Origin of the sequence: Micromonospora sp. DH14 (genome assembly GCF_029809455.1) — a bacterium.
In the GTDB taxonomy this organism is placed as follows: domain Bacteria; phylum Actinomycetota; class Actinomycetes; order Mycobacteriales; family Micromonosporaceae; genus Micromonospora; species Micromonospora parva.
In genome coordinates this window covers 142129-165012 of sequence record NZ_JARVKT010000012.1, presented here as the reverse complement: position 1 = coordinate 165012, position 22884 = coordinate 142129, and the positions used below count along the sequence as shown (strand labels likewise).

The window sequence follows — 22884 nt, the reverse complement described above, 5'->3', positions numbered from 1 at the left end:
CGTACCTGCGCGCGGTGGTACATGTGCTGCCATCACCAGGACGCCTTGCGCACCCCGGGCAGCTCGCCACGCAAAGCCAGCTCGCGGAACCGCACCCGGGACAACCCGAACCGGGTCAGCACGCCGCGCGGGCGGCCGTCGATCTGGTCACGTGAGCGCAGCCGCACCGGGCTGGAATCCCGTGGCAGCCGGCTGAGCCGGCGCACCGCGTCGGCGTGTACCTCCGGGTCGGTGTCCGGATGGGCGACCAGCCGCTTCAACTCCGCCCGCCCCTCGGCGTGCCGGGCTACCAGTTCCTCGCGGCGCGTCTGCCGGTTGACCAGGCTCTTCTTGGCCATCAGCGTGCCTCGCGGAACTCGACGTGTCGGCGTACAACCGGGTCGTACTTGCGCAGGACCAGCCGGTCCGGGTCGTTGCGACGGTTCTTGCGGGTGACGTACGTGTAGCCGGTGCCGGCGGTGCTACGCAGCCGCACGATCGGTCGTACGTCGGTCTGGCGGGCCATCAGAGCTTCACCCCACGGGCGCGCAGCTCGGCGACGACCTTCTCGATGCCCTTGCGGTCCACGGTCTTCAGCGCCTTCGTCGTCAGGGTGAGGCTGACCCATCGCCGTTGCGACGGCAGCCAGTAGCGGTGGTTCTGCAGATTCGGGTTCCACCGGCGGCGGGTGCGCCGGTGGGAGTGGGACACGGCGTTGCCGAAGCTCGGCTTCGCGCCGGTGACGTCACAACGTCGGGACACAGTGCACGCTCCTTGCTGAGGTTGACGATAACGACAACGGTTTTCAGTTTTACATCATCCGTTCGGTCAGACCCGCAGCGGGTCGATTGCCGGCGACCCCCAGCTGGGCCGGCGCACCCGCCGGCCGTCCGTCATCCCTGATGTGCTTAAATGACAATCGTTTTCAATTACGTCGAAAGGAGTGCCATGTCGTCGTCACCACAGGCACCGACGCACGTCGCGACCACGGACGCGGATACCCGCCCGTCCTTGACCGTGCTGTCCGGGTTCTGGCCAGCGGCGACCTTCGCCGTCGCTCGGGCGCTGCTCGCCGCCGACGAGTCACTGCTGCTGGTACGCCACGACCTCAGCGGGATCCGCGACGGCGTCGTGCGCCGGGTGGTGCGCACCGGCACCGGCATCGTCGAGGACGAGCAGGTCGACCTGAGGCACGGCTGCGTCTCCTGCACCCTGCGCGAAGACGTGCTGCCCACCCTCGTACGGCTCGCCCGCAGCCATCCCGGCCACGACCTGGTGCTCATGCTGCCCGAGGTGGTCGAGCCGGAGGCGGTCGCCGCCGCCTGCGCCCACTGCCTCGTCGACGGCGCACCGATCACCGACCTCATCCGCGTCGACTCATACGTGACCGTCCTCGACGCCGAACACCTGCTCGACGGTCTCGCCAGCACCGACGACCTCACCGCACTCGGCATCCAGGCCGCGGAGGACGACCACCGCGCGCTCGCCGACGTCGTGGTCCGCCAGATCGAGTACGCCGACACCCTGGTGCTCTGGGGACAGTCCCGGGAAGGCGCCTTCGACACCAGCCGGCTGTCGGTCCTGCTGCAGCGCATGGCGCCCTGGGCGGTGCACATCCGCATCGACGGTGACCGCGTCGACGCCAGCACGCTGACCCACCAACTGCGCCACACCCACCGGCACCGACCGGAGACCCCCGGGGTACTCGCCCGCGGCCTGCAGGGCTACACGCTGGGCACACACGACCCGGAATCCGACTGCGGGGTGGTCTCCGCCGTCTTCCGCGCCCGCCGCCCGTTCCACCCGCAACGCCTGCACGACGTCCTGGAGCAGGTCAACGCCGAGATGATCCGCTCCCGAGGCCACCTCTGGCTGGCCAGCCAACCCGACACCGTGGTGGCCTGGGAGTTCGCCGGCGGCGGTCTGGCCATGGGCTCACTCGGACACTGGCTGGCAAGCCTGCCCGAGGACCGCTGGGAGCACGTCGACGACCAACGCCGCCTCGCCGCCGCCATGGAGTGGGACCCCTACTACGGCGACCGCCACCAGCACCTGGTCTTCATCGGCCTCGACGTCGACCCCGTCGAGCTGCACCGCACCCTCGCCCGGTGCCTGCTCACCGACGCCGAACTCGCCGACGGCGAAGAAACGTGGCGTACCTACCACGATCCGTTCGCCGGCTGCTTCCCCCTTGTGGTGGAAGAACTGGCAGACACCGACACCGAAGGAGCGCAACCCGCATGAAGCCCGGAATCCATCCCGACTACCGACCCGTCGTCTACCGCGACAAGGGCGCCGACTTCGTCTTCCTCACCCGGTCCACCGCCACCAGCGACCACACCATCGAGTGGACCGACGGCAACACCTACCCCGTCATCGACGTGCAGATCTCCTCCGCCAGCCATCCCTTCTGGACCGGCAAGCAACGCCTGCTCGACACCGCCGGCCGGGTCGAGAAGTTCCGCCAGAAGTACGCCCGGCGGGGGCCGCAGGGCGCGTGACCATGAGGTGCCGGTCGACTGGACCGACCGGTGCCGTGACAGGTCGACGGCCCCCGTCACAACCGGGCATGGCAGCTGACGCTCGCCCGCGAGCCGGTCGCCGAGGGCAACCAGCTCGCGGGCGACCGTCAGCAGCGCTCCGGCGGGGCTGCCAATCCCTCTCGTTCTTTGCAGGCGCCGAGCCCGCGGGCGGTCCCGCCAACGCCGACGAGCGCGCCGCCGCCGCCGGGGACAACATCACCCGAAGTCAGGGTGACTGCCATGGGTCAGACCTGAACCGGATCGACATGCTCGTGTTCGTGCAGGTCGCTCAGGTCCCATTCGGGGAACGGGTCGGGCAGCGCCCGCCAGGCAGGCTCTCCGGCGGCGATCTCGGTGCCGGTGAGCAGGCAGGCGGTCAGGGCGGCCCGCAGGCCCTGGCCGTCCAGGTCGACACCGATGAGAACGAGTTCCTGCTGCCGGTCCCCGAAGACCGGATGCCACCGGGACTCCAGCTCGATCCGCTCGTCGGGGTCCTCGGGCCACTCCCCGGAGACCACGACGGGGACGCCGATCGGATCGCACCGGCCGGAGGGGCCTGCCTGCGACCACAGTGCCTGCACGTCCGGGCGACTGGCCAGCCACAGGAAGCCCTTCGAGCGCACCACACCGAACGCGTCCAGCCCGCCGGCCAGCAGGTCCCACAGTCGCTGCGGGTGCAGCGGCCGGTGGTCGCGAAAGACGATGCTGGAGATGCCGTACTCCTCGGTCTCCGGCACGTGCCCACCGTTGAGCTCGGCGACCCAACCGGGCGCCGTCTCGGCCCGCTCCAGGTCGAACCGGCCGGTGTGCAGGATCTCCGCCGGGGCCACCCGGCCATGCACGGCACGCACCTGCCGGGCGGCCGGGTTGAGGCGGGTCAGCAGCGCCTCCACCACCGCCAGATCCTCCGGGGCGACCAAATCGGTCTTGTTGACCACCAGCACGTCGGCGAACTCGATCTGGTCGACCAGCAGATCGGAGACGCTCCGGTCGTCCCCCTCGTACGCGGCCAGCCCGCCCGCCTCGAGGGTCTCCCCCGCCTCGACGCGGGCCAGCAGGCCCGCCGCGTCGACCACCGTCACTGTGGTGTCCAGCCGAGCCAGGTCATCCAGGACCTGCCCGTCCTCCACACCGAAGGCGAACGTGGCGGCCACCGGCATCGGCTCGGAGATGCCACTGGACTCGATCAACAGGTAGTCGAAGCAACCCAGCCGGGCCAACCGGGCCACCTCGTCGAGCAGATCGTCGCGCAACGTGCAGCAGATGCAGCCGTTGGTCAGCTCGACCAGCCGCTCCTCCGTCCGCGACAACGCTCCGCCGTCACGCACCAACGCGGCGTCGATGTTGATCTCGCTCATGTCGTTGACGATCACCGCCACCCGCAACCCGTCACGGTTGGCCAGCACGTGGTTGAGCAGGCTGGTCTTGCCCGCACCGAGGAACCCGGACAGCACCGTCACCGGCAGCCGCTCCGTCACGGTTGATCCACCACCTGACGACCCCTGTACAGGCCGCAGTGCGTACAGGCGCGGTGCGACAGCACCATCTCCTTGCGCGGACACGGGCAGGGCGTCGACTGCGGCACGGTCGCCTTCCACCGGGCGCGACGGTGGCGGGTGTTGGACCGGGACATCTTGCGCTTGGGCACGGCCATGAGAGGTCTCCTCGATACGGGTTCAGCCACATGTTAATGGGTCCCGTTTTCGATAAGGAGTTCGGGGCTCGCCTGATTCAGCTCACCGCAATGACGCTCGGACCTCCTAGAGCAACCAGGGCCGAGCCCTCCGACCCCCGTCGCCTTCGATCAGATGATCCGTCGACCGCTCAGCGCGCACAGGCGGCGCAGGTGCCGAATATCTCCAAGGTGTGACCGACGTCGACGAACCCGTGCTGTGCGGCAACCTGGTCGGCCCACCGCTCCACGGCCGGCCCGGCCACCTCGACCGTACGCCCGCAATCCCGACAGACCAGGTGGTGATGGTGCTTGCTCTGACTGCATCGGCGGAAGAGTTGTTCGCCACCCGGCAACCGGGTCGAGTCGATCTCGCCGGCGTCCACCAGCAGCTGCAATGTCCGATAGACGGTCGTCAGACCCACGCCCGCCTTGCGCGCCAGCAGCATCTGGTGCAGTTGCTGCGCCGAGTGGAAGCCCTCGACCTCGCGCAGCAGCGCCAGCACCTCTGCCCGCTGCCGGGTGTTCCGGGTCACATTAGGCACCGTCTGGTTCACCGTGGCCGCCATCCTCCCGTGATGTGGGCGCCGCCGGCCTACCGCTTCCGACACTTCGCCTCGCTGCCCGTCAGACCATTATGCGTCGTCGTGCATGAGCGTGGCCGCACCGTCCCCCTACCCCTGGCCTGTTGCGGGGTAACGCAGACCGGCCGGCGTCCAGGTCCAGCAGTGCTGGTGATGTCACGGAGAGATCACAACGTCCAATCATCTATCGACATCGACTACCAACACCACGAAGGATTCCCTCACACGCCCCGTCATCTCGGGACCCGTTCTCAGGGGAGGACCCCGCGGTTTCGCGACGATGGCCCGTCGCTCTCAATACACTCACATCGCTGTTGGTGTGTGAGCGAACCAAAGGTCGGCACACACGTTGCGCACCACAGCCCTCGGAGCGCGGGCAGGCAACCGGTTCGACGCCATCTCCACATGCCCAGCACAGAAGGGGGCGGCGTGGCCGCATCCGAGCCCACCACCTCATCGAGCACAGGAACAGCCGGCGCCCCCGACACGCCGCCAGGCCCCGACACCGTCCAGCACGACCACGGTCACCGGTCCCCGTTTCCGTTCACCGGACGGATCGGCTCGGTCGAGATCCTCGCCGCCGTGCTCGTCCTGCTCATCTTCCTGCGCGAGCCCCTGGCAAGGTTGCTGTCCGCACCCTCGCTGGCGACCTGGACGACGGTGTTCGTCTCGGTGATGGTGCAGGCCGTGCCATTCCTCGTCTTCGGTGTGTTGCTGTCCGCCGCCATCGCGGTCTTCGTACCCCGGTCGTTCTGGGCCAGGGCCCTGCCGAAACACCCGGCCCTCGCCGTACCGGTCGCCAGTGCGGCAGGGGTGATCCTGCCGGGGTGCGAGTGCGGGGCCGTACCGATCGCAGGTTCCCTGATCCGCCGCGGTGTCACACCTGCGGCGGCACTGGCGTTCCTGCTCGCAGCACCGGCGATCAACCCGATCGTCCTCGCCGCAACCGCCGTGGCCTTCCCCAACAACCCTGAGATGGTCCTTGCCCGCGCGATCGCCAGCCTCGTCGTCGCCATGATCATGGGGTGGCTCTGGCTGCGCCTGGGCCGCACCGACTGGATCCGGCTCCCGCACCGACCGGACCTGGACGGGCTGCGACGCGGGGAAGCGTTCTGGTCCGCCGTACGGCACGACATCGCCCACGCGGGCGGGTTCCTTGTCATCGGCGCGATGGCCGCGGCCACCATCAACGTCGTCGTCCCCGAACAGTGGCTGCAGACCCTCGCCGACCAGCCGGTGCTCTCCGTGCTCGCCCTGGCCGCGCTCGCGGTCCTGCTGTCGATCTGCTCCGAGGCGGACGCGTTCGTCGCCGCCTCCCTGTCGCAGTTCTCCCTCACCGCTCGACTGGCTTTCCTGGTGGTCGGGCCGATGGTCGACCTGAAACTCATCTCCATGCAGGCCGGCATCTTCGGCCGGCGCTTCGCCGCCCGATTCGCGCCGGCCACCTTCACGGTCGCCGTCGCGGTCGCCGTCATCACCGGGATGGTGCTGCTGTGAACCGGATGGCCCAGGCCTGCGTCATGATCTTCTTCGGCGCGGCAGTTCTGCACGCCAGCGTCACGGACCTCTACCTGCGCTACGTCAAGGAAGGGCTGCGACCGTTCCTCATCGCCGCCAGCCTCCTGCTGATCGTCGCCGCGGTGATGACCCTCTGGTACGACCTACTTCCCCACGCGGACGGGTCCGAGGCCCAGAGCGACCCCGCCGGCCGGACTCGACCGGAGAGCGACGAGCGGAGCCCGAGCGGATCAACGACCGAAGACCTACACGACGAGCACACCCACCACGAACCGCGAGTCGCCTGGCTGCTTCTCCTTCCCGCTCTCGGGCTGCTACTCGTGACTCCACCCGCCCTGGGCTCGTACGCGGCCGGCCAAGCGGGCACCGCACTCACCGCTCAGCAGGACTACGACTACGACTACCCGCCGCTGCCCGCCGGGGATCCGGCGACCATCAACGTCTTCGACTACGCCGCCCGAGCCCTGTTCGACAAGGGCCAGTCGATCGGCAACCGACGGGTCCAGCTCACCGGCTTCATCACCCCGGGGCCCGATGGACAACCCATCCTCGCCCGCATGATCCTGTCCTGCTGCGCCGCCGACGGCCGACCCGTCAAACTCGGAATGGCCGGCAACGCCCCCACCGGTCTGGCCGACGACACCTGGATCCAGGTCACCGGCCGCTACACGGACCGCGTGACCCGTGACCCCATCAACGACGAAGAGATCCCCTATATCGAGGTGGAAACCTGGCGACAGGTGATCGCCCCCAAGGACCCGTACGAGTAGCCCTCCGCACCACCGGGCTGCACCTCAGGCGTCAGCGCCACCCCACCGCAGAGTGCAGGCGATCACTCAACCGCCAGAGCCTTCCGCAGCACCGTCGGGCGTGAAGGCGCCACCGTCGGGACCAGTGTCCAGGTAGACATGCTGATGGTCTTGGCCCGCATCGATGTTGACCTGATCGAGTTGGGTACATCGTCTGTTGCCGCTGGCGGACCTGGTCGGGGCCGGGCTGCCCGCCGATAGGCGTGTCGGTGCGCAGAGCGTTGAGGATGGGGGAAATCTCCTCACACGCCTACTCGCAGGCGAACCCGAGGTCAATCGCGAGCGGTACGCCTCACCGGTCACAGCGAAGGCGCGCTGACAGCACTGCAGGTCGCGGTCACCGCCGAACCTCGTACGGCCGGGGCCATCCAGGCTGGCCTGTCACGGGAAGACGCTCGACTGCCGTCTCCGGGCCATGGGGAGCGCGGCGGAGTCAGCCGGCCAGACTCCGCGCACAGCCGCTCGACACCGATCCGCTTCCTGCGAGAAGCCATCGCAGTCGCAACTGCCGTGTCCGGTAGGTTGCGGTCCTGCGAGCCCGTCCCGGCGGCCCTTACCGACGCTGCCCGGCTCGGCGACGACACCCCCGATCAGCCGTACGGTGGGGTGGCGCGTCATACCGAGCCGGGCGGTGAAGGAGTCTCCGGCTGGAGACCATCTTGAGGTAACGGGCTATCGCCAGTTGCTGCACCGGTCGGTGCCAGGCCCGGCGCAGGTCCTGATCTGGTAGTTGCGAACATTCAAGAGTTCGCTGGTGCCGCTGAAGTACCGCACGGCACCCTGGCCGCCGGACGTGGTGGCGAGTAGGACCGGCGCGTGCCAACGCCAGCCTTCGATGGGGTTGTTCCAGTATTGGTACTGCAGCCAGGCCCGGCCCGCCCGGCCGTCCGCTGCGGTGTCATACACCGCGCCGTCGACTACGGCATGGTTACCGCTCCAACAGATGTTGAACGTGATCCTGGAACCGGACGAGCTGGCGTCACCGCTCCAACTGCCGTCGAATCCGTCATATGTGCATTCGCTGTAGGGCGAGGACGAGCTGCTGACCCTGATGTCGCCCTCCGCGGCGAATGCTGGGGCCGCGCCGAGCAGCAGGGTGGCGACGATCCCGGTGGCGACGAGCGCGAGCCGGGCGGCAAGACGATGGTGGTAACGCATAGGGGTGCTCCTCCGGATGGGCTACGCGGTGAGGTGAATCCACTGGCTGCAGGTCGAACTGAGAATCTGCAGACTGCCGCCTTCACCGGCACACACCTTGAAACGCACCGGCGTGCCCTCGGCGAGGTAGTCGACGTATTCCACCGTGCTGTTCCCGACGCCGTCGACGTGCCACACGTTGCTGTACGCACCGGTCGACTGGTTCTGCCAGACGGCGACAACGCTGTGGCCGTCCCTGTTCTGGTCCATGACCGTTATCTTCTCGATGTTGCCGGGGTCGTCGAATGTTGCGATCCCACATCGGTGCCAACCGTTATCAGGGCCATAGGTGTCTCCGCAGTATGCTGTCAACTTCTCCGCTGCGGCCGGCGCTGCCGCCGTGGCCACGGTGGCAGCAGCCAAAGAGAGCACCGTCGCGATGCGCGCCGTCAGACGCATGATGAGGTGACCTTCCGTCGGTACGGGGGAACATTGCTCACGGCACGATGTAGCAGGCGTAGTTGCCGTCGCCGGACGTGGACGACTGGAAGTCGGCCCGCAGGCACAGCGTGGACCGCGACCTGAACGTCGTGTTGACGACGAAGGTCTTGTACTCCGCCTCCGCCGGCCTGGCGTATGTGCCGTTGACGTCGCAGGCACCCGAGCCGCTCATGGCGAAGCTGGAACCGTTGCTCCGGGTCCCCCAGAGCGTGAAGTACATCTCGGTGTCGTCCCGGTCCGCCCCGAACGGGCCGCCGCAGTACCAGGAATGGAACCTCAGAATGGCCTTGGCCCTGGACACGGTGGCACCGGAGTTAGTCGTTTGCAGGCACAGGTTGCCGCTCCAGTTGTCCACGCAGCGTTCCGCGTTGGCGTGCGCCGGTTGGACGAGTACGACCGGGCTGAGCAGGACGACCAAAGCGGTCACGAGTACGCGCCGCAGCCCTATGGTGGATCGCACGTGATCACGTTCCTCTCGAAGAGGGCGGTTCGGAAATGTGTGGTCATCGCATCAGCTGTCGAGAAGCGTCACAACGGATTCTGCGTTCGGCTGTGTTCGGAACACCACCGAACTCGGCTGACCGCGCACCCTCCGACAGTTGGCCCGCTGCTGGCGACCACTCCCTACGCCAGCTTCGCTCTCCGGTTAAGTCTCAGTGCGCGTCCGGCGGGGGCAGGAGAGTCGGTGGTGAGGCCTGCTCGGCGGTGACGAGGAGGCGGGCGGAGATCGCACGGGCCTCGTCGAACGCTTGTTGGGCGGCTGGCGAACCAGTGCGCGCGTAGGCGTGGCCGAGGCGTTCGAGTGCCGTGGCGTGCAGCGAATGCCAGCCACGTGTCCTCCAGAGCGCGACGGACTCCTCCAGGCGGTCAATCGCCTCCGCGGGATGGTCCTCGGCCAACTCGATCTCGCCCAGAAGGAGCAGCGCCTCGGCTAGGTGGTGGGTCATGTTGTATTCGCGGCTGAGCGTCACTGCCGCCTCGGCCGTCTCCCGTCCTGTCGACGATCCCCGCCGCAGGTCGAGGCGGGCCAAGGCGACAAGCGTGAACACCTCGGTGTAGGTATCGCCGTAGCGCTGGGTGATGCTCAGCGACTCGTGCAGCATCTGTTGGCTGCGCGCGAAGTGACCGAGATCGGCAAGCGCGGTGCCGGCGAACTGCAGTACGGTCGCGACCCAGCGCGGATTGTTCAACGCACGTGCCTCGTCGAGTATCTCGGTGAGCAGCGCGGCGTCAGCGAATCGTCCCTGCTCGTAGCTGATGAGGGACAGCGCGAGCCGAGCTCGGACCCGGCCGCCTCGATGATCTGACCGTTCGGCGAGTTGCAGAGCCTCACTGGCATGGGCAGCGGCCGCGGAATAGTCGCCGGCGGCCGTGAGTGCCCACGCACACATCACCGCGGCGTCGGACATGCCCGGCTCGTGCCGCAGTTGGGTGAACATCTCCAGCAGCCGCGCCGCTTCGTCATACTGGCGGGACATGGCGTCGCCGGCCGGCTGGTCGTCGACCCACGTGCTGAGATCGATGAGTCCGCGTAGCATGACCGCCTCACCCAGATGGTTGCCTGCGGCCTGGCACACGGACATGACCTCGGTGTTGACGTCGGCCCAGTCGCTGTACATGCCGCGCACGTCGAAGTACTTCTCCATGCATCCGGCCAGGTCGAACGCGACGTCGTCATAACCGAGCACGCACGCTTGCCGGATGGTGGAGAGCACCGTCGCCCGTTCGGCGTCGAACCACAGTCCTGGATCGGGAGCCGACAGGTCCGGGTGGGACCAGTCCATCAGCGGGCGCCGGGCCGGACCGCTGATCGCCGCGTAGCAGGGCCCCGGCATGTGCCTAGCCATCCGCTCGGCGACGGCGAGCCACCCACCGAAACCACGACGCAGGGCGTCCGCCACGGCCTCGCCGGTCTCCTCCTGAGCGGCGCGTTCCCTCGCGAAGAGCCGGACCAGATCATGAATCCGGTACCGCTGCTGGCCGCAGACATCGGCGCCGGCGGCAGTGAGCAGTTGGGCGTCCACCAGCGCCTCGGCATGTGCGATGCCGCTCGCCAGCGTTTCCTCGAGCACGACCGCGACAAACCACGCTGGGAAGTCCGGCAGGTCGAAGACGCTCAGAAGGCGCAACAGCCCACGTGTCCGCTCATCGAGCGCTTGGTAACTTAACGTCAGCGAGGCACGAACGGCCAGGTCGCCGGTTGCCAGCCAGTCCAGGCGTCGTCGCTCGTCGCCGAGCATCGTCGCCAGATGTCCGAGACGCCAGGCGGGTCGGCCGGCGAGCCGGGCACCAGCCACGCGGATCGCGAGCGGTAGCCCGCCGCACAGGGTGACGATCTGCGTCGCATCGAGGTGCTCCGCGGCGACCCGGTCGCCCCCGGCGACAGCGGCCAGCAGCCGCAGCGCGGCGGCCGATGAAAACACATCCACGTCGAGTCGCCGCGCGCCCTCGATGCCCGCCAGCCGCGATCGGCTGGTAATCATCACCGCGCATGTCGCGGTCCCCGGGATGATGGGTCGGACCTGCTCCTCGCTGGCGGCGTTGTCCAGCAACAGCAGCACCCGCCGGCTGGCAAGGTGGGTACGGAACAGTTCGGCGCGCTCGGCCTCGTCGGCGGGAATCATCCGGCTGTCCACGCCCAGCGCGCGGAGGAACTTTGCCAGCACGTCGCCGGACCGCAGCGGTGACGTCTCGACTCCACGCAGGTTCACATAGAGCTGGCCATCCGGATACGCCGTGGTCAGCCGATGCCCGACGTGCACTGCGAGAGTTGTCTTGCCCACGCCGCCCATACCGCTGATGGTCGCGACGGGCGTGGCATAGTGGCGACGGGTGTCCTGATCCAGGCCCAGCAAATGCTGACACAACGCCGTGACGTGCTCTTCGCGGCCGGTGAAATCGGCGATGTCCGTGGGCAGCATGGCCGGAACGACGTCGCGTTCGGGAGCGTGCCACCGACCTTGGTGTGGAATCGGCGGTGTGCCCCCACCGGACGCGGACTTTGACGCGAGGGCACCACGGACGGCTACCCAGCGAGCGGCAGCGGCTTCGTCGAGCCCGCAAGCCCGGACGAACGCCGAGACCAACTCTTCTCGGGGGAGGCTGGAGCGGCTCAGCATGGTCACCGTCGTGCTCGCGGGCAGGATGTCGCCGGCAGTCTCCGCCTGACGCGTGAGTTGCCGATAGGTCTGCCCTGACCAGTCTCTCAGTCGGCGTAGGGCCGCGATGAACTCCGCGGTGCTGCTGACCTCATCCGGACTCGGCGGTGGAGTTGCTGGCACAACCAACCGTCCTCTCACGACAGCCACCGCTCATACCCGGAGAGCGCGTTGACCAGCAGGTTCAGATACCGCGTCCGGGACTGTTCGGCACGGTTCCGCACGCATCGATGCTTGAGATCATTTCCCCTCCGATGCTGCGATGAGCAGACCATCATTATCATCCATCGCTCGGAGGTCGGACTTGCTGAAGAAGATGTTGGCGCTCGTCGCGACAGCAGCACTGGCTACGGTCGTGGGAGTGGTGGGCACCGGCGCTGCCGCGCACGCCGCACCCGCTCGCGACGACAGCTTTAACGAACCTGTCTACTTCGTGCCCGGGTTCACCTTTGACCTGCTTGGGCGCGATCCCGGCCACCACTGCTGGGAGGGTTACTGGAAGCCGATGGCGGATGCCATGCGCTCGTGGGGGTGGAAGGGCTCGTACCACACGGTGAGCTTCTACAAGGGCGACAACGGCTGCAACACGGTCATCCGGGAGAACGGAGATCGCGATGTGTCCATCTACGAGCTGGGTCGCCTCCTGGCCTGGAACATCTACACCTCCTTCTCGAAGAACAACATCTCGGTCGACGTCGTAGCTCACTCCATGGGCGGACTCATCGTCCGCTCGGCGCTGACCGGTGTGGCTGCCAAGGGCAGCGGGTGGCCCCCGTATCTCTACATTGAGGACGTCGTGACCATCGGCACGCCACACCGCGGCACGAACCGGGCGAGCGCCTGCGCAGCCATCTACGGTTACCGGCAGTGCACCGAGATGTCCCCCGGCTCCGCATTGCTCAACGCGCTCTACCAGAGTCCGCAGTCAGCACAGGGCACCGACTGGACCCTGATCGGCTCGGACGACGACGACATCATCTCAACCGAGTCCGCGCTCGGCATGACCGCCGGCCACTATCTTCGCTACGACGCGAACCAGGGACTCGAACACAGCAACGTCCACCAGGTGGTGAGCGGCAACTACTACCAGCGCTACAAGAACTACTACGAGGCCAACTGGTCGCAGGGCTGGGGCGCCCCGCCGGCACGCTCGGCCAACAACTCCCTGTACTACTGGTGGCGCTGGTAGGGGATGACTCGACCGGCCCGACCGACCGCCATGCTGAGGCGGCACCGGCCGGACGATCGCACACCAACCCGCTCGAGGCGGGTGGCCGTCACCGAACGACGGCCACCCGCCTCGGGAGTGTGGATCTAACGGTGTTTCCGGCCTGACCTGCCAGGCGTTGCGCCTGGTGAGGAGGTGCCATGATGACCGCGACATTGAACGACCAGACCGGACGCAAGAAGCGGCCCGAGCCGTCGGCGGAGGCGAAGGCCGCTGACGAGCCAACGGTGCTCCAATGCTGGGCCGCCGCGGTCGAGGTGCCGGTACTCGGTGGCACTCAGCTCATCGATCCGGGCGGTGCTCGCGTAGGCGGCCATCACCGGGAAACGTGCGCGGGCGCGCGGGGCTCAGCCGTCATGTCGAGGGGGTTCGGACCGACTCAGGGCACGCCTGTCGAGTTTGCCGTTGGGCAGTCTGGACAGCGACTCCACCTGCTCGAACACGGTGGGCACGGCTACGGCGGGCAGCCGGTCGAGCAGATGTGCACGCAGGGTTTTCTGCTCCACCGGCTCGCCACAGACGACGTACGCGACCCCCCGGTAGGGGACGGCGACGCCGGCGAGGAGCACCGCCGGGTGGGCCATCAGCGCGTGCTCGATCTCGGCTGGCTCGATCCGCATCCCACCAATTTTGAGCTGCTCGTCAACGCGTCCGTGGTACCGCAGCAGGCCGTCGGCGCCCATGCTGACCCGATCCCCGGTGCGGTACGTCGGCGTACCGGACACCACGCCGGGCGAGGAGATGCACAGCTCGCCGTCGTCGATCGAGACCGTCGTGCCGGGGATCGGACGGCCGATGGGCACCGGGTCCTCGCCCACCGCGCAGCGGTGCACGGTGCTCCAGACGGTGCACTCGGTGGGCCCGTACTCGTTGTAGAGCGTCGCGGCGGGCATCCGCTCGTGGTGCAGGTCGACCAGGCCGGGCGGACAGCTCTCGCCGGCCACGATCACGGTTGTCAGGCTGGGCACCGGCGAACGCAGCACCAGGCGGTACAGGGACGGCACCATCAGCGTGTGGGTGGGCCGGTATGCGGCGCCGGCCCGGACGATCGCCCGCACGTCGAACGGGCGGTCGCTCGGGATGACCAGGGTGCCTCCCGTGCACAGCGTCCAGTAGATGCCCGCCACGGAGCTGTCGAAGGAGATGGACGAGCACAGCATGAACCGCTCGGGTGGGTGACCGTAGTACTCCAGCCGGGCCCCGGTCGAGTAGCTCAGCGCCGCCCGAGTCACCGTGACGGCCTTCGGCACGCCGGTCGAGCCGCTGGTGAACAGCGTGTACGCGTCCGGCCCGTCCTGCCAGTCGAAGCGGACCGGACGCAACGTCGCCAGCAGCTTCTCGGTGAGCGTGACGTGCGCACCGCTGCCGGCGGCCATCAATTCGCGGCGGGCGGCGGGGAACGCCGTGTCGATGGGCACGTAACGCGCGCCCGCTCGCAGTACGCCGAGCATCGCCACGATGGCCCAGCCGGACAACCGGGTGTGCACGATGACCGGTTCTCCGACGGCAACCCCCTGCTGCGCGAGATGGGCGGCGACCGCACCGCTCAAGCCGTCCAGATCGGAGTACGTCAGGGACTGCTCGGGATCCACCACGGCCAGCGTCTCCCGGCGTGAGCGCAGCTGGCTGGCCAGCGCGTCGGGGATCACCGCCGGCCGGCCTGGACCGGCATCCGCTTGATCCCGCCCAACCAGATCGACCGTACGCGCTCGACCTCGCCGGCCGATTCGAAGGAGGAGAAGGTGGCGAAGAGTTCCTCGAAGAAGACGCGCAACGTCAGCCTGGCGACCGCCGCCCCCAGGCAGTAGTGCCGCCCCTCCCCGAAGGCCAGGTGCCGGTTCGGGTGACGGTCCGGGTCGAGGGTGTCGGGATCGCGGAAAACGGACTCGTCACGGTTTGCCGACCCGAGCCACACCACGACGGCGTCGCCCGCCGCGACGCGGACGCCGCCGAGGGTGGTGTCGCTCGTCGCCAGTCGCATGAAGTGCCCGGCCGGTGAGGTGAACCGTAGCGCCTCCTCCACCGCGCGGCCGATCCGCTCGGGTCGCCGGGCCCAGTCCTCGTAACGCCCGGTGCGAATCAGCTCGGCCAGGACCGCGCGGGGCACGTGTGGGAAGGCCGCACTGGCGCCGAGCAGCAGGCTGTAGCAGTTGGCCACGATCGCCCCTGCGCGCAGCGGCATCGCCCCCAGCAGGTCCACCAGGTCGCCGCGCGGACGCCGCCGGTGCGACATCACCAGGTCGAGCAGGTACGCGAACAGTTCCCGGTGTCCACGGTCGAGGGTCGCGGACGGCCCGCCCGGCAGCATGACATCCGGGTCCTCTTCGGCTACCGACATGGACACCCAGCGGGCCAGGGCGGGCCAGTCCGCCGCCGGGATGCCCATCAGCGGTCCCAGGAAGGCCATCGGCAGGGCAGAGGTGAGCGAGGCGAAGTCCAGGAGCCCGTCGGCGGGGCCGAGCATCTCCCGGACGAAGGAGCGGATGGCCGGCTCGTGTCGGGCTACCGCCCGCGCGGTCAGCTGCCGCTGCAGCGGCCCCCGGATGAGGCCGTGCCGCGGTGGGTCGCTCGCCGCGAACTGCTGGTTCTGCGCCGGTTCGGGCCGGCCGAGCATGGTGAGCACCACGCCACCGGTGGAGGTGAACCGGGCATGGTCGGCCAGGACGGTGCTGACGTCGCGGTGGCGGGTGACCGCCCAGAAACCTGACCTGTCCTGCACCGGTTGCCAGCTCACCGGATCCCACCGGCGCAGCAGCCGCCACGCGGCGTGGGGGTCGCCGCCGCCATGCAGGTCGGGGTCGGCGAGGTCGACCCGCCCCGGAGGGCGGGCGTACCCACACGGCGGGGTCCTCATGCGGCCAGCACCTCATCGACCAGCTCGGCGATAGTCGGCTTGAGGAACAGCACCGCCGCGTCGACCTCGACGCCGAGCTGATCGTAGAGGTCCATCAGCAGGTCGGCGGCGAGCAACGAATCGCCGCCGAGGGCGAAGAAGTCGTCGTCGACACCCACCGGTGTGACGTTCAACTTCTCGCTCCAGAGCCGGGTCAACATCGTCTCAAGCTCGCTGCGCGTCTGCACGGATCTCCTCCCAACTGTCGATGAATCGACCGACCAGCGCCTGCATGTCGGCCTCCCGGTGCGAGCGGCGGTAGCGCACGCAGGTGGTGTAGGCGCCGCCCGCGCCCGGCTCGAGCCAGAACGTCATTCCGTTCACGGGCAGCAACGGCCCGCCCAGCCCGAGCCCCGGCGGGATCGTCAGCGGCTCGATCCCGGCGCCCTCCGGCACCTGGATCACCTCGAACTGGGCCAGGCCCGGCCCGCCGTCGGCGAACAGCGCGTCGGCCTGCGGCACCGCGTCCAGCAGCACCGGGAACGGGATCTCGTGCGCGTACGCCTCGGCAAACGCGCGGTGCACCGCGCCCACCGTCGGCGTGCGGAGCCGTACCGGCAGTGCGTTCATGTACAGCCCCACGGTGTCCCAGTCGGAGCGCTGCCGGCCGTGCGTCAGCACGGGGACGACGGCCTCGCCGGGGCTGAGCGGGCCGAGGGCCTGTGCGAACGCGGTGAGCAGGACGACGAACGGGGTGCTGCGCACGCTCCGGGCGACCTCGGCCGCCTGCTGCTGGGTGATGCCGCTCGGCGTTCTGATCTCGGCCGTGCCCCCGTCGTCGCCGGAGCCCTGGCCCGGGACCAGGGCCGGTACGTCGGCGAGCATCTCCCGCCAGAACGGCACGGACCGGTTGACCCGCTTGGGCGCCGGAGTCGACGTGCTGGCGTGGTAAGAGGGGGCCGGCCCGGTCCCCGGCTTCAGCACCTCGCGCAGCAGCAGCCGCATCGACCAGGGGTCGGACACGTTGTGGTGCGCCACGAGCAGCAACTCCCGACCGGCCAGGTACGCCCAGAGCAGGCATTTCGCGTCGGGCGAGTAGTGGCCGGCGGCGGCGGCGGCCCACACGTCGTCGACCGTGCGCAGCGGGACCGGCCCCGCACCCAGCACGGGGTGCCGGGCCAGGATCGCGTCGAGGGTGTGCCGCAGGGCGGCCGGGTCGGGTTCCGCGGGCAGTCGGAACCCGCCCAGAGCGACGAACCGGTCGGGGTTCGCCGGCCCGCCCGTCCAGGAGAGAATGCGCTGGCCGAACGGCTGGTCATGCACCTCGTACACCTCCGATGGCCGTGCCGGCCGGGTCGACCGGCGCCCGCTCACGCGGCGCCGGGAAGCTCGTCGTCGGCTGCCCGCCGGCTGGCTCATCGGCCTCGTCGGGCAGGTCACGCCGCCGCCGCAGCGGCGAGAAGTAGAGCAGCAGGCCGGACGCCCACACTCCGACGGCCGCGATCCACAGCGTCGGTCGCACCCCCAGCCAGTTGCCCAGCAGCCCACCCGCCAGGGCACCCACCGGCATCACCCCGAAGATCACGAAGCGGACCGATGCGGTCATCCGCCCCAGCAGATCCGGCGGGCAGACCCGCTGTCGGTAGCTGACCGCCGCCGAGTTGTAGATGGCGAACACCATCCCCATTCCGGCCATGCCGAGCGTGTACGCGGCCGGACCCCAGCCGGGCTGGGCGGCCGGTACGAGCAGCACCGTCCAGCCGATCCCCAGCGGGGCGATCCAGATGATCCGGGACGTGCCCACCAGGCGCGCCAGCCGTGCGGACGTCAGACCGCCGACGATCCCGCCCAGCGTGGTCAGCCCCAGCACCACACCGACCATGCTTTCGCTCAGCCGCAGGTCGCGCACCAGGTACAGGACCGCCAACGCGAAGATCATCTGACTGAACAGGTTGAACGAGGCCGAGGCCGCCACCAGTCGGGGCATGACCGGGTGGCGGAACACGAAGGACAGGCCGTCGCCCAACTCGCGGCGGAAGTCCCGACGCCGCGCCACCGTCGGCGACTCATCGGCGCCCCGGATCAGTAGGAGGGCCATGGCGTTCACCACGTAGGCGAGCGCGTCGACGCCCACGGTGCGTGCCACGCCCAGCGCCGACACCAGCACGCCGCCCACGCCGTAGCCGGCGATCTGCGAGACCGAGTACGTGGTCGTCAGCTTGCCGTTGGCGTCGAGCAACTGGTCCTTGGTGACGATCGACGGCAGGAAACTCTGGTGCGCGGTCTCGTACAACACGGTGCAGACGCTGGCCAGCAACGCCACGGTCCACAGGTGCGCCATCGTGACCCAGCCGGCCCACGCGCCGACGGCGACGGTGGCGACCAGTCCGGCTCGTACCAGGTGACAGACCACCATGACCCGGCGCTTGCGCATCCGGTCCACCCACACCCCGGCGGGCAGGGACAGGAACAGGTAGGCCACCATCCGGGTGGCGCTGAGGACACCGACCTCCACGGCGGAGGCGTCCAGCACGGTGACGGCCAGCAGCGGGATGGCCAGCAGCGAGACCGCATCGCCGACCTCGCTGAGGGTCCGGCCCGACCACAACACCATGAAGTTGCGGTGTCGCCACAGACCGTTGCTCATGCCGCGTCCTTGACCGCGCGCAGCAACAGGTCGGTCATGGTGCCCAGGAAGCGTTCCACCTCGTCGCGCCCGTACCCGCTGCGCATCACCCGCATGGTGAGCTGCACGGACGGGTACACGTGCGCCAGCACGTAGAAACTTGCTCCGCTGTACGCCCGGGGAGCGAGGAACTCGATCCGCCGGGGCTCCGGCGGCGCGGGGTCGAAAGCGGCATCGGCCGGCGCCGGGATGCAGGTGAAGAAGCTGCCGTGGTCGAAGTCCATGGCCTCGACGGCGTACGGGTCGTACACACCGTGCTGCAGAGAGCGCACCGCCGCGACGTTGATGTCACGGGCCAGCGGGCGCAGCGGCCCGTCGGTGCCGCACTCGACCAGCATGGGCACCCACTGGGTCATGGAGGACACCAGGCGCCGCGCCGTGGGGTCCATCCGGTTCGAGGACATCTGCCACAGCAGTTGATCGGGTCGGCCGGTGGTTGCGGCCAACGCCTGCGCGTACACGGTGAGCAGCAGGGCGGGCAGGGTGACCCGCAGCTGCCGCGCCGCGTCACGAACCGCGCCGTACGGGATACCGGTGTGTGCGCACGCCCGTACCAGCGGACCCCGGGACACCGGCACCCGTGGGGCGGCGGCTTCGATCCGGCGGCGGTATTCGCCGGCCGCGACCAGCCTGGCCCGGAAGGCGTCGGCGCGTTGGCGTTCGGCCACCTCGCGCGGCGCGGGGGCGTCGGCCGGGCGCTCACCGCGCAGCAGTGCGTGAAAGTCGGACTCGAGGATCCGCACCGCCGCGCCATCGGCCGCGAGGTGGTGGATCAGCACGTGGACCTGAGGTGATCCACAGTCGTCGGGGGTGCGCACCCAGGCCCGCCACGCCGGCGCGGCGGCCAGGTCGAACGGGTCACGCACGGACGCCTCGCCGAACCGCACGATCGGGTCGCGCAGGACCACCTGCCGCACGCCGCCGAGATCATCCGCCGCGCGGTACACGGTGCGCAGCGACTCGTGCCGCACGGCCAGCGCGGTGAGCGCCTGCCGCACCTGCTCCTCGGAGGTCCCGGGCGGAGTCGACCAGACGAAGTCCATGTTGGATTCCCACAGCTGCTCCGGCGGCCGTACCGAGAGGGCTCGCCACATCGAGAGTTGACCCATGGTGAGCGGGTGGTCACCCGGATTGTGCATGGCTTCTCCAGCGTCGAGGGGTGGGTGGGTGGTCGCCGGCCGGCGGCCACCCACCGCGCTTCACACGGAACTCAGATGGTGCAGTCGCCCTTACGCATCGCCCCCACCTCCTCTCGGCCCAAGGGTCGGTCTCCTCCGGCCATCAGATGGCTCCGGAGGCGCTCCAAAGGAAATGGAGCGTCACGGTCAGGTCCAGCTGATGCCACGGTTGCGGACGTTGCGCATGCGCTTCCCCTCTCCTGTAGGTGGCGGCCCCCGTGCCCGCCAGGTGATCTCAGCGTCGGCCGCCGCTCGCTTCGGCGGTAGGGCTGTCGGCGTTCGAAGTCGTTCGGACCTGTTCGACCGGAGACTCGAACGTCACCGGCGTGGAGGCAGGCTGCCGCGGCCACCGCGGTACGAAGGCGAGGACCGCCACCGCGCCGGACAGTCCGCTGAACCCGATCACCGTGGTGGCCGACAAACGGTCGGCGGCCAGACCCGCCAGGACCATCGCCGCACCCTGGAGCCCACTGAGGCCGGTGATGGCCACCCCGAACGCGCGTCCCCGGTACTCCGTCGGCACCGCCCGGCCGAACAACGCGTTGAGCGGGATCGCGAAAGCACTCGCCGCGCCGGCCAGCACCAACAGCAGCAGCATCAGCCACAGCGGAGGCACCAGCCAGGCCACCGTCAGCACCCCGCTCGACACCGTGGCCAGGGGCAGAATGAGTCGTGGCCGGGCCGCCGGTGGGCAGAACCGGGTGAGGGCGACTCCGCCGACGGCCATCCCCAACGGCGCCGCCGCGAGCAACAGGCCGACGATGCCGGCGCCACCGCCGTACTGCCGGGCCAACGGTGCCATCAGCCCTTCGGCGGCGTAGGTGAAGGCGCTGGCCGTCCAGAGGACGAGCACGTAGGACCGCAGCCGGGTATCGGTGAAGATCACCCGCAGACCGATCGCCCGGCCACGGCGGGTCGGGCGCGATGGCGGTCGGGGCGCGGGCCGGGACCGTACGCCGATCGTGATCAGCAGGGCGGAGATGAGGAACGTGCCGGCATCCACCAGCAGGGCGCCGCGCAGCGACAGCAACGCCACCAGACTCCCCCCGACGGCGAAGCCGACCACCTGCACGACCTGGGCGCAGATGTTGTCCACGCCATTGGCCACGGCGTAGCGGTCACCGTCGAGCACTTCCGGCATCAGCGCCGCCCGTGCCGCCACGAACGGTGGCCGCATCAGGTTGACCACGAAGAGGAGCACCACCAGGGCCGGCGCGGGGAGGGCCGGCAGCGCCGCCAGCGGGATGAGCGCCGCGCGGCCAAGGTCGCACGCGATCATGACGGTTCGCCGGGGGAACCGGTCGGCGAGGCCGGTCAGCAGCGGTCCGCCGGTGAGCCAGGCGAGGTAGGAACTCGCGTAGCCGGCCGCGGCCAGGGCGGCGGAGCCGGTCTCGGTGAAGATCAGGTACGCCACGGTCACGGCCGTGAGCTGGTCACCGGCCAGAGACAGCAGGTACGCCCCGAACAGGTGGCGGTATTCGCGCACCGCGAACACCTCGGCATACGTCGCGGCGCGCTCGGACACTTCGCCCCCGTCAGGTCCCAGCGCCCGCTGTCGTCAGGGCGCTCGGCCCAGACCGTAGCCGCGCTGGCGTGGTCAGGGCAGCGACCAGGCGTTCGGATCCGTTCGGAACGAGTTCGGACGGCTGACGGGACGGTGTCGCGCGTCGTCGGCGGTGGCCGAGCTCCTCGCCGGAAGCGAGGATTTCGCCCGGCTGTGGGCCTCACGAGGTGGGCGCCGAGCACACCCTGCGTAAGACCTTCCAGCACCCGCTGGTTGGTCCGGTCACCGTCAATTGCGACGTTCCGTCGGCAATTGCGGGCTGTTCCGCGGCTGCCATCGAAGACGCCACCAAACATCCTCGTCGTCCGGCCTGCGCTACCACCTTCAGCGGATAGTGGGGCCCTTTGAAAGGAGCCGACAGATGAACGCCGCTTCTGACAAGTCTGCCCAGGAGGCAGGAATGCCAACCGTCGTACTCATCCACGGCGCTTTCGCCGACTCATCGAGTTGGAATGGGGTGATCGCCAACCTCAAACGTCGAGGCTACCCGGTCATTGCCGTCGCGAACCCGCTCCGCGGCGTGCAGAAGGACGCTGCCTACGCTCGGGCCGTTGTGGACTCGGTGTCCGGCCCGGTCGTGATGGCGGCTCATTCGTACGGCGGAGCGGTGATGACCGAGGCTGCGGAGGGCGCCCCCAACGTCAAGGCTCTGGTGTACGTCGCCAGCTTGAGCCCGGACGTTGGCGAGAGCGCGGCCGACTTGATCACCAAGTTCCCGGGAAGTGCGCTCCTCACCTCCGTCAAGATGGTGCCGATTCCTCTCGACGACGGCGGCACGACCATGGAGCAGTACGTCGACCAGGACCAGTTCCCGGCGGTGTTCGCCGCCGACGTCGACCCCGACACCGCTGAGCTGATGGCGGTAACGCAGCGGCCGGCCACTGAAGCGGCCCAGACCGAGAGCGTGACCAAGGTTGCCTGGAAGACGATCCCGTCATGGACCCTGATCACCACCCAGGACAAGGGCATTCCGCCGGACCTGCAGCGCTTCCTGGCCAAGCGGGCCGGGTCGACGACGGTCGAGATCGACGCGTCCCACGCCGTGGCAGTCTCTCAACCCGGCCCGGTCGCCGACCTATCGACACAGCCGCCCGCGCCACCGTCCACTAGCTACCCGCGCCAGACGAGCGACGCGCGGCGTCGATCTCATCGATGTGTTCTTCAGCCCACTGCGTCACCACGTGCATCACAGGCAGCAAGCTCTCCCCGAGCGGCGTGAGCCGGTAGTCGACACGTGTGGGCACTGAAGCGGTGACCACCCGCGACACCAATCCGTCACGTTCGAGGAGGCGCAGGGTCTGAGTCAGCATCTTCTGCGTAACCCCGGCGATGGCGCGCGCCAGGTCCCCGTAGCGGCGCGGGCCGTCGGCGAGTTCCTTCAGCACCAGACTGACCCATTTATCGCCGATGCGGTCGAGCAGCCGGTGCGTCGGGCAGTTCGCAAGGCGAGCGAGGTACGCAGCTCGGGCCTGCTCACGTCGGTAAGCAGCGGTATGAGTCGCCATGGCATCCCCC

At 69.1% G+C, this 22884-nt stretch carries 24 protein-coding genes; 6 read left to right on the top strand and 18 right to left on the bottom strand.

The window, feature by feature from the left end:
- Positions 1-32 precede the first annotated feature (32 nt).
- From rpsN to rpmB, 3 genes are read right to left on the bottom strand one after another with little or no spacing between them, the layout of a single operon-like run.
- Positions 33-338 (bottom strand): 30S ribosomal protein S14, encoded by a 306-nt coding sequence (gene rpsN / locus QCZ28_RS18050; RefSeq protein ID WP_279517733.1) that lies wholly within the window; start codon positions 336-338, stop codon positions 33-35.
- A complete protein-coding gene (gene rpmG, locus QCZ28_RS18045; RefSeq protein ID WP_013287204.1) occupies positions 338-505 on the bottom strand; it encodes a 50S ribosomal protein L33 in 168 nt (55 codons plus the stop codon). Before rpmG ends, rpsN begins: the two co-directional genes overlap by 1 nt.
- On the bottom strand, positions 505-741 hold the full coding sequence (rpmB, locus tag QCZ28_RS18040; protein ID WP_203118037.1) for a 50S ribosomal protein L28: 237 nt from the start codon (positions 739-741) through the stop codon (positions 505-507). Before rpmB ends, rpmG begins: the two co-directional genes overlap by 1 nt.
- Before the next feature lie 186 nt (positions 742-927).
- Here rpmB and QCZ28_RS18035 point away from each other — a divergent pair, with 186 nt between their 5' ends.
- Positions 928-2223, top strand: coding sequence for a GTP-binding protein (locus QCZ28_RS18035; protein ID WP_279517732.1), 1296 nt, complete (start codon positions 928-930; stop codon positions 2221-2223).
- Positions 2220-2480 carry a type B 50S ribosomal protein L31 gene (locus QCZ28_RS18030; RefSeq protein WP_279517731.1) on the top strand — a complete coding sequence of 87 codons (261 nt, stop codon included), beginning with the start codon at positions 2220-2222 and terminating at the stop codon, positions 2478-2480. The genes QCZ28_RS18035 and QCZ28_RS18030 overlap by 4 nt, the downstream gene beginning before the upstream one ends.
- Positions 2481-2746: 266 nt before the next feature.
- On the opposite strand, the gene QCZ28_RS18025 is transcribed toward QCZ28_RS18030, so the two are convergent.
- The 3 genes from QCZ28_RS18025 to QCZ28_RS18015 form a co-directional block, all read right to left on the bottom strand.
- A complete protein-coding gene (locus QCZ28_RS18025; protein ID WP_279517730.1) occupies positions 2747-3979 on the bottom strand; it encodes a GTP-binding protein in 1233 nt (410 codons plus the stop codon).
- On the bottom strand, positions 3976-4155 hold the full coding sequence (rpmF, locus tag QCZ28_RS18020) for a 50S ribosomal protein L32 (RefSeq protein WP_279517729.1): 180 nt from the start codon (positions 4153-4155) through the stop codon (positions 3976-3978). Before rpmF ends, QCZ28_RS18025 begins: the two co-directional genes overlap by 4 nt.
- A 170-nt stretch (positions 4156-4325) precedes the next feature.
- A complete protein-coding gene (locus QCZ28_RS18015) occupies positions 4326-4742 on the bottom strand; it encodes a transcriptional repressor (protein WP_279517728.1) in 417 nt (138 codons plus the stop codon).
- Between the two features lie 570 nt (positions 4743-5312).
- Between QCZ28_RS18015 and QCZ28_RS18010 the strand changes: the two genes are divergently transcribed.
- On the top strand, positions 5313-6254 hold the full coding sequence (locus QCZ28_RS18010; RefSeq protein WP_279517784.1) for a permease: 942 nt from the start codon (positions 5313-5315) through the stop codon (positions 6252-6254).
- Positions 6251-7045, top strand: a complete 795-nt coding sequence (locus QCZ28_RS18005; RefSeq protein ID WP_279517727.1) for a TIGR03943 family protein — start codon at positions 6251-6253, stop codon at positions 7043-7045. The genes QCZ28_RS18010 and QCZ28_RS18005 overlap by 4 nt, the downstream gene beginning before the upstream one ends.
- Positions 7046-7756: 711 nt before the next feature.
- Here QCZ28_RS18005 and QCZ28_RS18000 read toward each other — a convergent pair.
- The 4 genes from QCZ28_RS18000 to QCZ28_RS17985 all read right to left on the bottom strand — a co-directional run bounded on the left by QCZ28_RS18000 (position 7757) and on the right by QCZ28_RS17985 (position 11643).
- The gene (locus tag QCZ28_RS18000) at positions 7757-8242 is read right to left on the bottom strand and encodes a hypothetical protein (protein WP_279517726.1); all 486 of its coding nucleotides are present in this window, start codon (positions 8240-8242) and stop codon (positions 7757-7759) included.
- Positions 8243-8263: 21 nt separating this feature from the next.
- Positions 8264-8680, bottom strand: a complete 417-nt coding sequence (locus QCZ28_RS17995) for a hypothetical protein (protein ID WP_279517725.1) — start codon at positions 8678-8680, stop codon at positions 8264-8266.
- A gap of 37 nt (positions 8681-8717) precedes the next feature.
- Entirely contained in the window at positions 8718-9182 is a 465-nt protein-coding gene (locus tag QCZ28_RS17990) for a hypothetical protein (protein WP_279517724.1), read from the bottom strand.
- A gap of 193 nt (positions 9183-9375) precedes the next feature.
- Complete coding sequence (locus QCZ28_RS17985; protein WP_279517723.1) at positions 9376-11643, bottom strand: NB-ARC domain-containing protein; 2268 nt, start codon at positions 11641-11643, stop codon at positions 9376-9378.
- Positions 11644-12184: 541 nt separating this feature from the next.
- Between QCZ28_RS17985 and QCZ28_RS17980 the strand changes: the two genes are divergently transcribed.
- On the top strand, positions 12185-13069 hold the full coding sequence (locus tag QCZ28_RS17980) for a hypothetical protein (protein ID WP_279517722.1): 885 nt from the start codon (positions 12185-12187) through the stop codon (positions 13067-13069).
- A gap of 386 nt (positions 13070-13455) precedes the next feature.
- On the opposite strand, the gene QCZ28_RS17975 is transcribed toward QCZ28_RS17980, so the two are convergent.
- The 7 genes from QCZ28_RS17975 to QCZ28_RS17945 form a co-directional block, all read right to left on the bottom strand.
- Entirely contained in the window at positions 13456-14757 is a 1302-nt protein-coding gene (locus QCZ28_RS17975; RefSeq protein ID WP_279517721.1) for an amino acid adenylation domain-containing protein, read from the bottom strand.
- Positions 14754-15962 carry a cytochrome P450 gene (locus QCZ28_RS17970; protein ID WP_279517720.1) on the bottom strand — a complete coding sequence of 403 codons (1209 nt, stop codon included), beginning with the start codon at positions 15960-15962 and terminating at the stop codon, positions 14754-14756. The genes QCZ28_RS17975 and QCZ28_RS17970 overlap by 4 nt, the downstream gene beginning before the upstream one ends.
- Positions 15959-16189, bottom strand: coding sequence for a phosphopantetheine-binding protein (locus QCZ28_RS17965; protein ID WP_110568593.1), 231 nt, complete (start codon positions 16187-16189; stop codon positions 15959-15961). The genes QCZ28_RS17970 and QCZ28_RS17965 overlap by 4 nt, the downstream gene beginning before the upstream one ends.
- A complete protein-coding gene (locus QCZ28_RS17960; RefSeq protein ID WP_279517719.1) occupies positions 16167-17264 on the bottom strand; it encodes a hypothetical protein in 1098 nt (365 codons plus the stop codon). Before QCZ28_RS17960 ends, QCZ28_RS17965 begins: the two co-directional genes overlap by 23 nt.
- Positions 17257-18588, bottom strand: coding sequence for an MFS transporter (locus QCZ28_RS17955; protein ID WP_279517718.1), 1332 nt, complete (start codon positions 18586-18588; stop codon positions 17257-17259). Before QCZ28_RS17955 ends, QCZ28_RS17960 begins: the two co-directional genes overlap by 8 nt.
- Positions 18585-19766, bottom strand: a complete 1182-nt coding sequence (locus tag QCZ28_RS17950; RefSeq protein WP_279517717.1) for a condensation domain-containing protein — start codon at positions 19764-19766, stop codon at positions 18585-18587. Before QCZ28_RS17950 ends, QCZ28_RS17955 begins: the two co-directional genes overlap by 4 nt.
- A 274-nt stretch (positions 19767-20040) precedes the next feature.
- The gene (locus QCZ28_RS17945; protein ID WP_279517716.1) at positions 20041-21330 is read right to left on the bottom strand and encodes an MFS transporter; all 1290 of its coding nucleotides are present in this window, start codon (positions 21328-21330) and stop codon (positions 20041-20043) included.
- 400 nt (positions 21331-21730) lie between these two features.
- On the opposite strand from QCZ28_RS17945, the gene QCZ28_RS17940 reads away from it, so the two are divergent.
- The gene (locus QCZ28_RS17940; protein ID WP_279517715.1) at positions 21731-22588 is read left to right on the top strand and encodes an alpha/beta hydrolase; all 858 of its coding nucleotides are present in this window, start codon (positions 21731-21733) and stop codon (positions 22586-22588) included.
- Here the strand turns inward: QCZ28_RS17940 and QCZ28_RS17935 are convergent.
- Positions 22476-22874, bottom strand: a complete 399-nt coding sequence (locus QCZ28_RS17935) for a helix-turn-helix domain-containing protein (RefSeq protein ID WP_279517714.1) — start codon at positions 22872-22874, stop codon at positions 22476-22478. The genes QCZ28_RS17940 and QCZ28_RS17935 overlap by 113 nt on opposite strands.
- Positions 22875-22884 lie beyond the last annotated feature (10 nt).

Coding starts and splice junctions, on each gene's coding strand:
- rpsN (WP_279517733.1), bottom strand. CDS start 338: ATGGCCAAGAAGAGCCTGGTCAACCGGCAGACGCGCCGCGAGGAACTG.
- rpmG (WP_013287204.1), bottom strand. CDS start 505: ATGGCCCGCCAGACCGACGTACGACCGATCGTGCGGCTGCGTAGCACC.
- QCZ28_RS18035 (WP_279517732.1), top strand. CDS start 928: ATGTCGTCGTCACCACAGGCACCGACGCACGTCGCGACCACGGACGCG.
- QCZ28_RS18030 (WP_279517731.1), top strand. CDS start 2,220: ATGAAGCCCGGAATCCATCCCGACTACCGACCCGTCGTCTACCGCGAC.
- rpmF (WP_279517729.1), bottom strand. CDS start 4,155: ATGGCCGTGCCCAAGCGCAAGATGTCCCGGTCCAACACCCGCCACCGT.
- QCZ28_RS18015 (WP_279517728.1), bottom strand. CDS start 4,742: ATGGCGGCCACGGTGAACCAGACGGTGCCTAATGTGACCCGGAACACC.
- QCZ28_RS18000 (WP_279517726.1), bottom strand. CDS start 8,242: ATGCGTTACCACCATCGTCTTGCCGCCCGGCTCGCGCTCGTCGCCACC.
- QCZ28_RS17995 (WP_279517725.1), bottom strand. CDS start 8,680: ATGCGTCTGACGGCGCGCATCGCGACGGTGCTCTCTTTGGCTGCTGCC.
- QCZ28_RS17985 (WP_279517723.1), bottom strand. CDS start 11,643: ATGCTGCCCACGGACATCGCCGATTTCACCGGCCGCGAAGAGCACGTC.
- QCZ28_RS17970 (WP_279517720.1), bottom strand. CDS start 15,962: ATGAGGACCCCGCCGTGTGGGTACGCCCGCCCTCCGGGGCGGGTCGAC.
- QCZ28_RS17955 (WP_279517718.1), bottom strand. CDS start 18,588: ATGAGCAACGGTCTGTGGCGACACCGCAACTTCATGGTGTTGTGGTCG.
- QCZ28_RS17950 (WP_279517717.1), bottom strand. CDS start 19,766: ATGCACAATCCGGGTGACCACCCGCTCACCATGGGTCAACTCTCGATG.
- QCZ28_RS17940 (WP_279517715.1), top strand. CDS start 21,731: ATGAACGCCGCTTCTGACAAGTCTGCCCAGGAGGCAGGAATGCCAACC.
- QCZ28_RS17935 (WP_279517714.1), bottom strand. CDS start 22,874: ATGGCGACTCATACCGCTGCTTACCGACGTGAGCAGGCCCGAGCTGCG.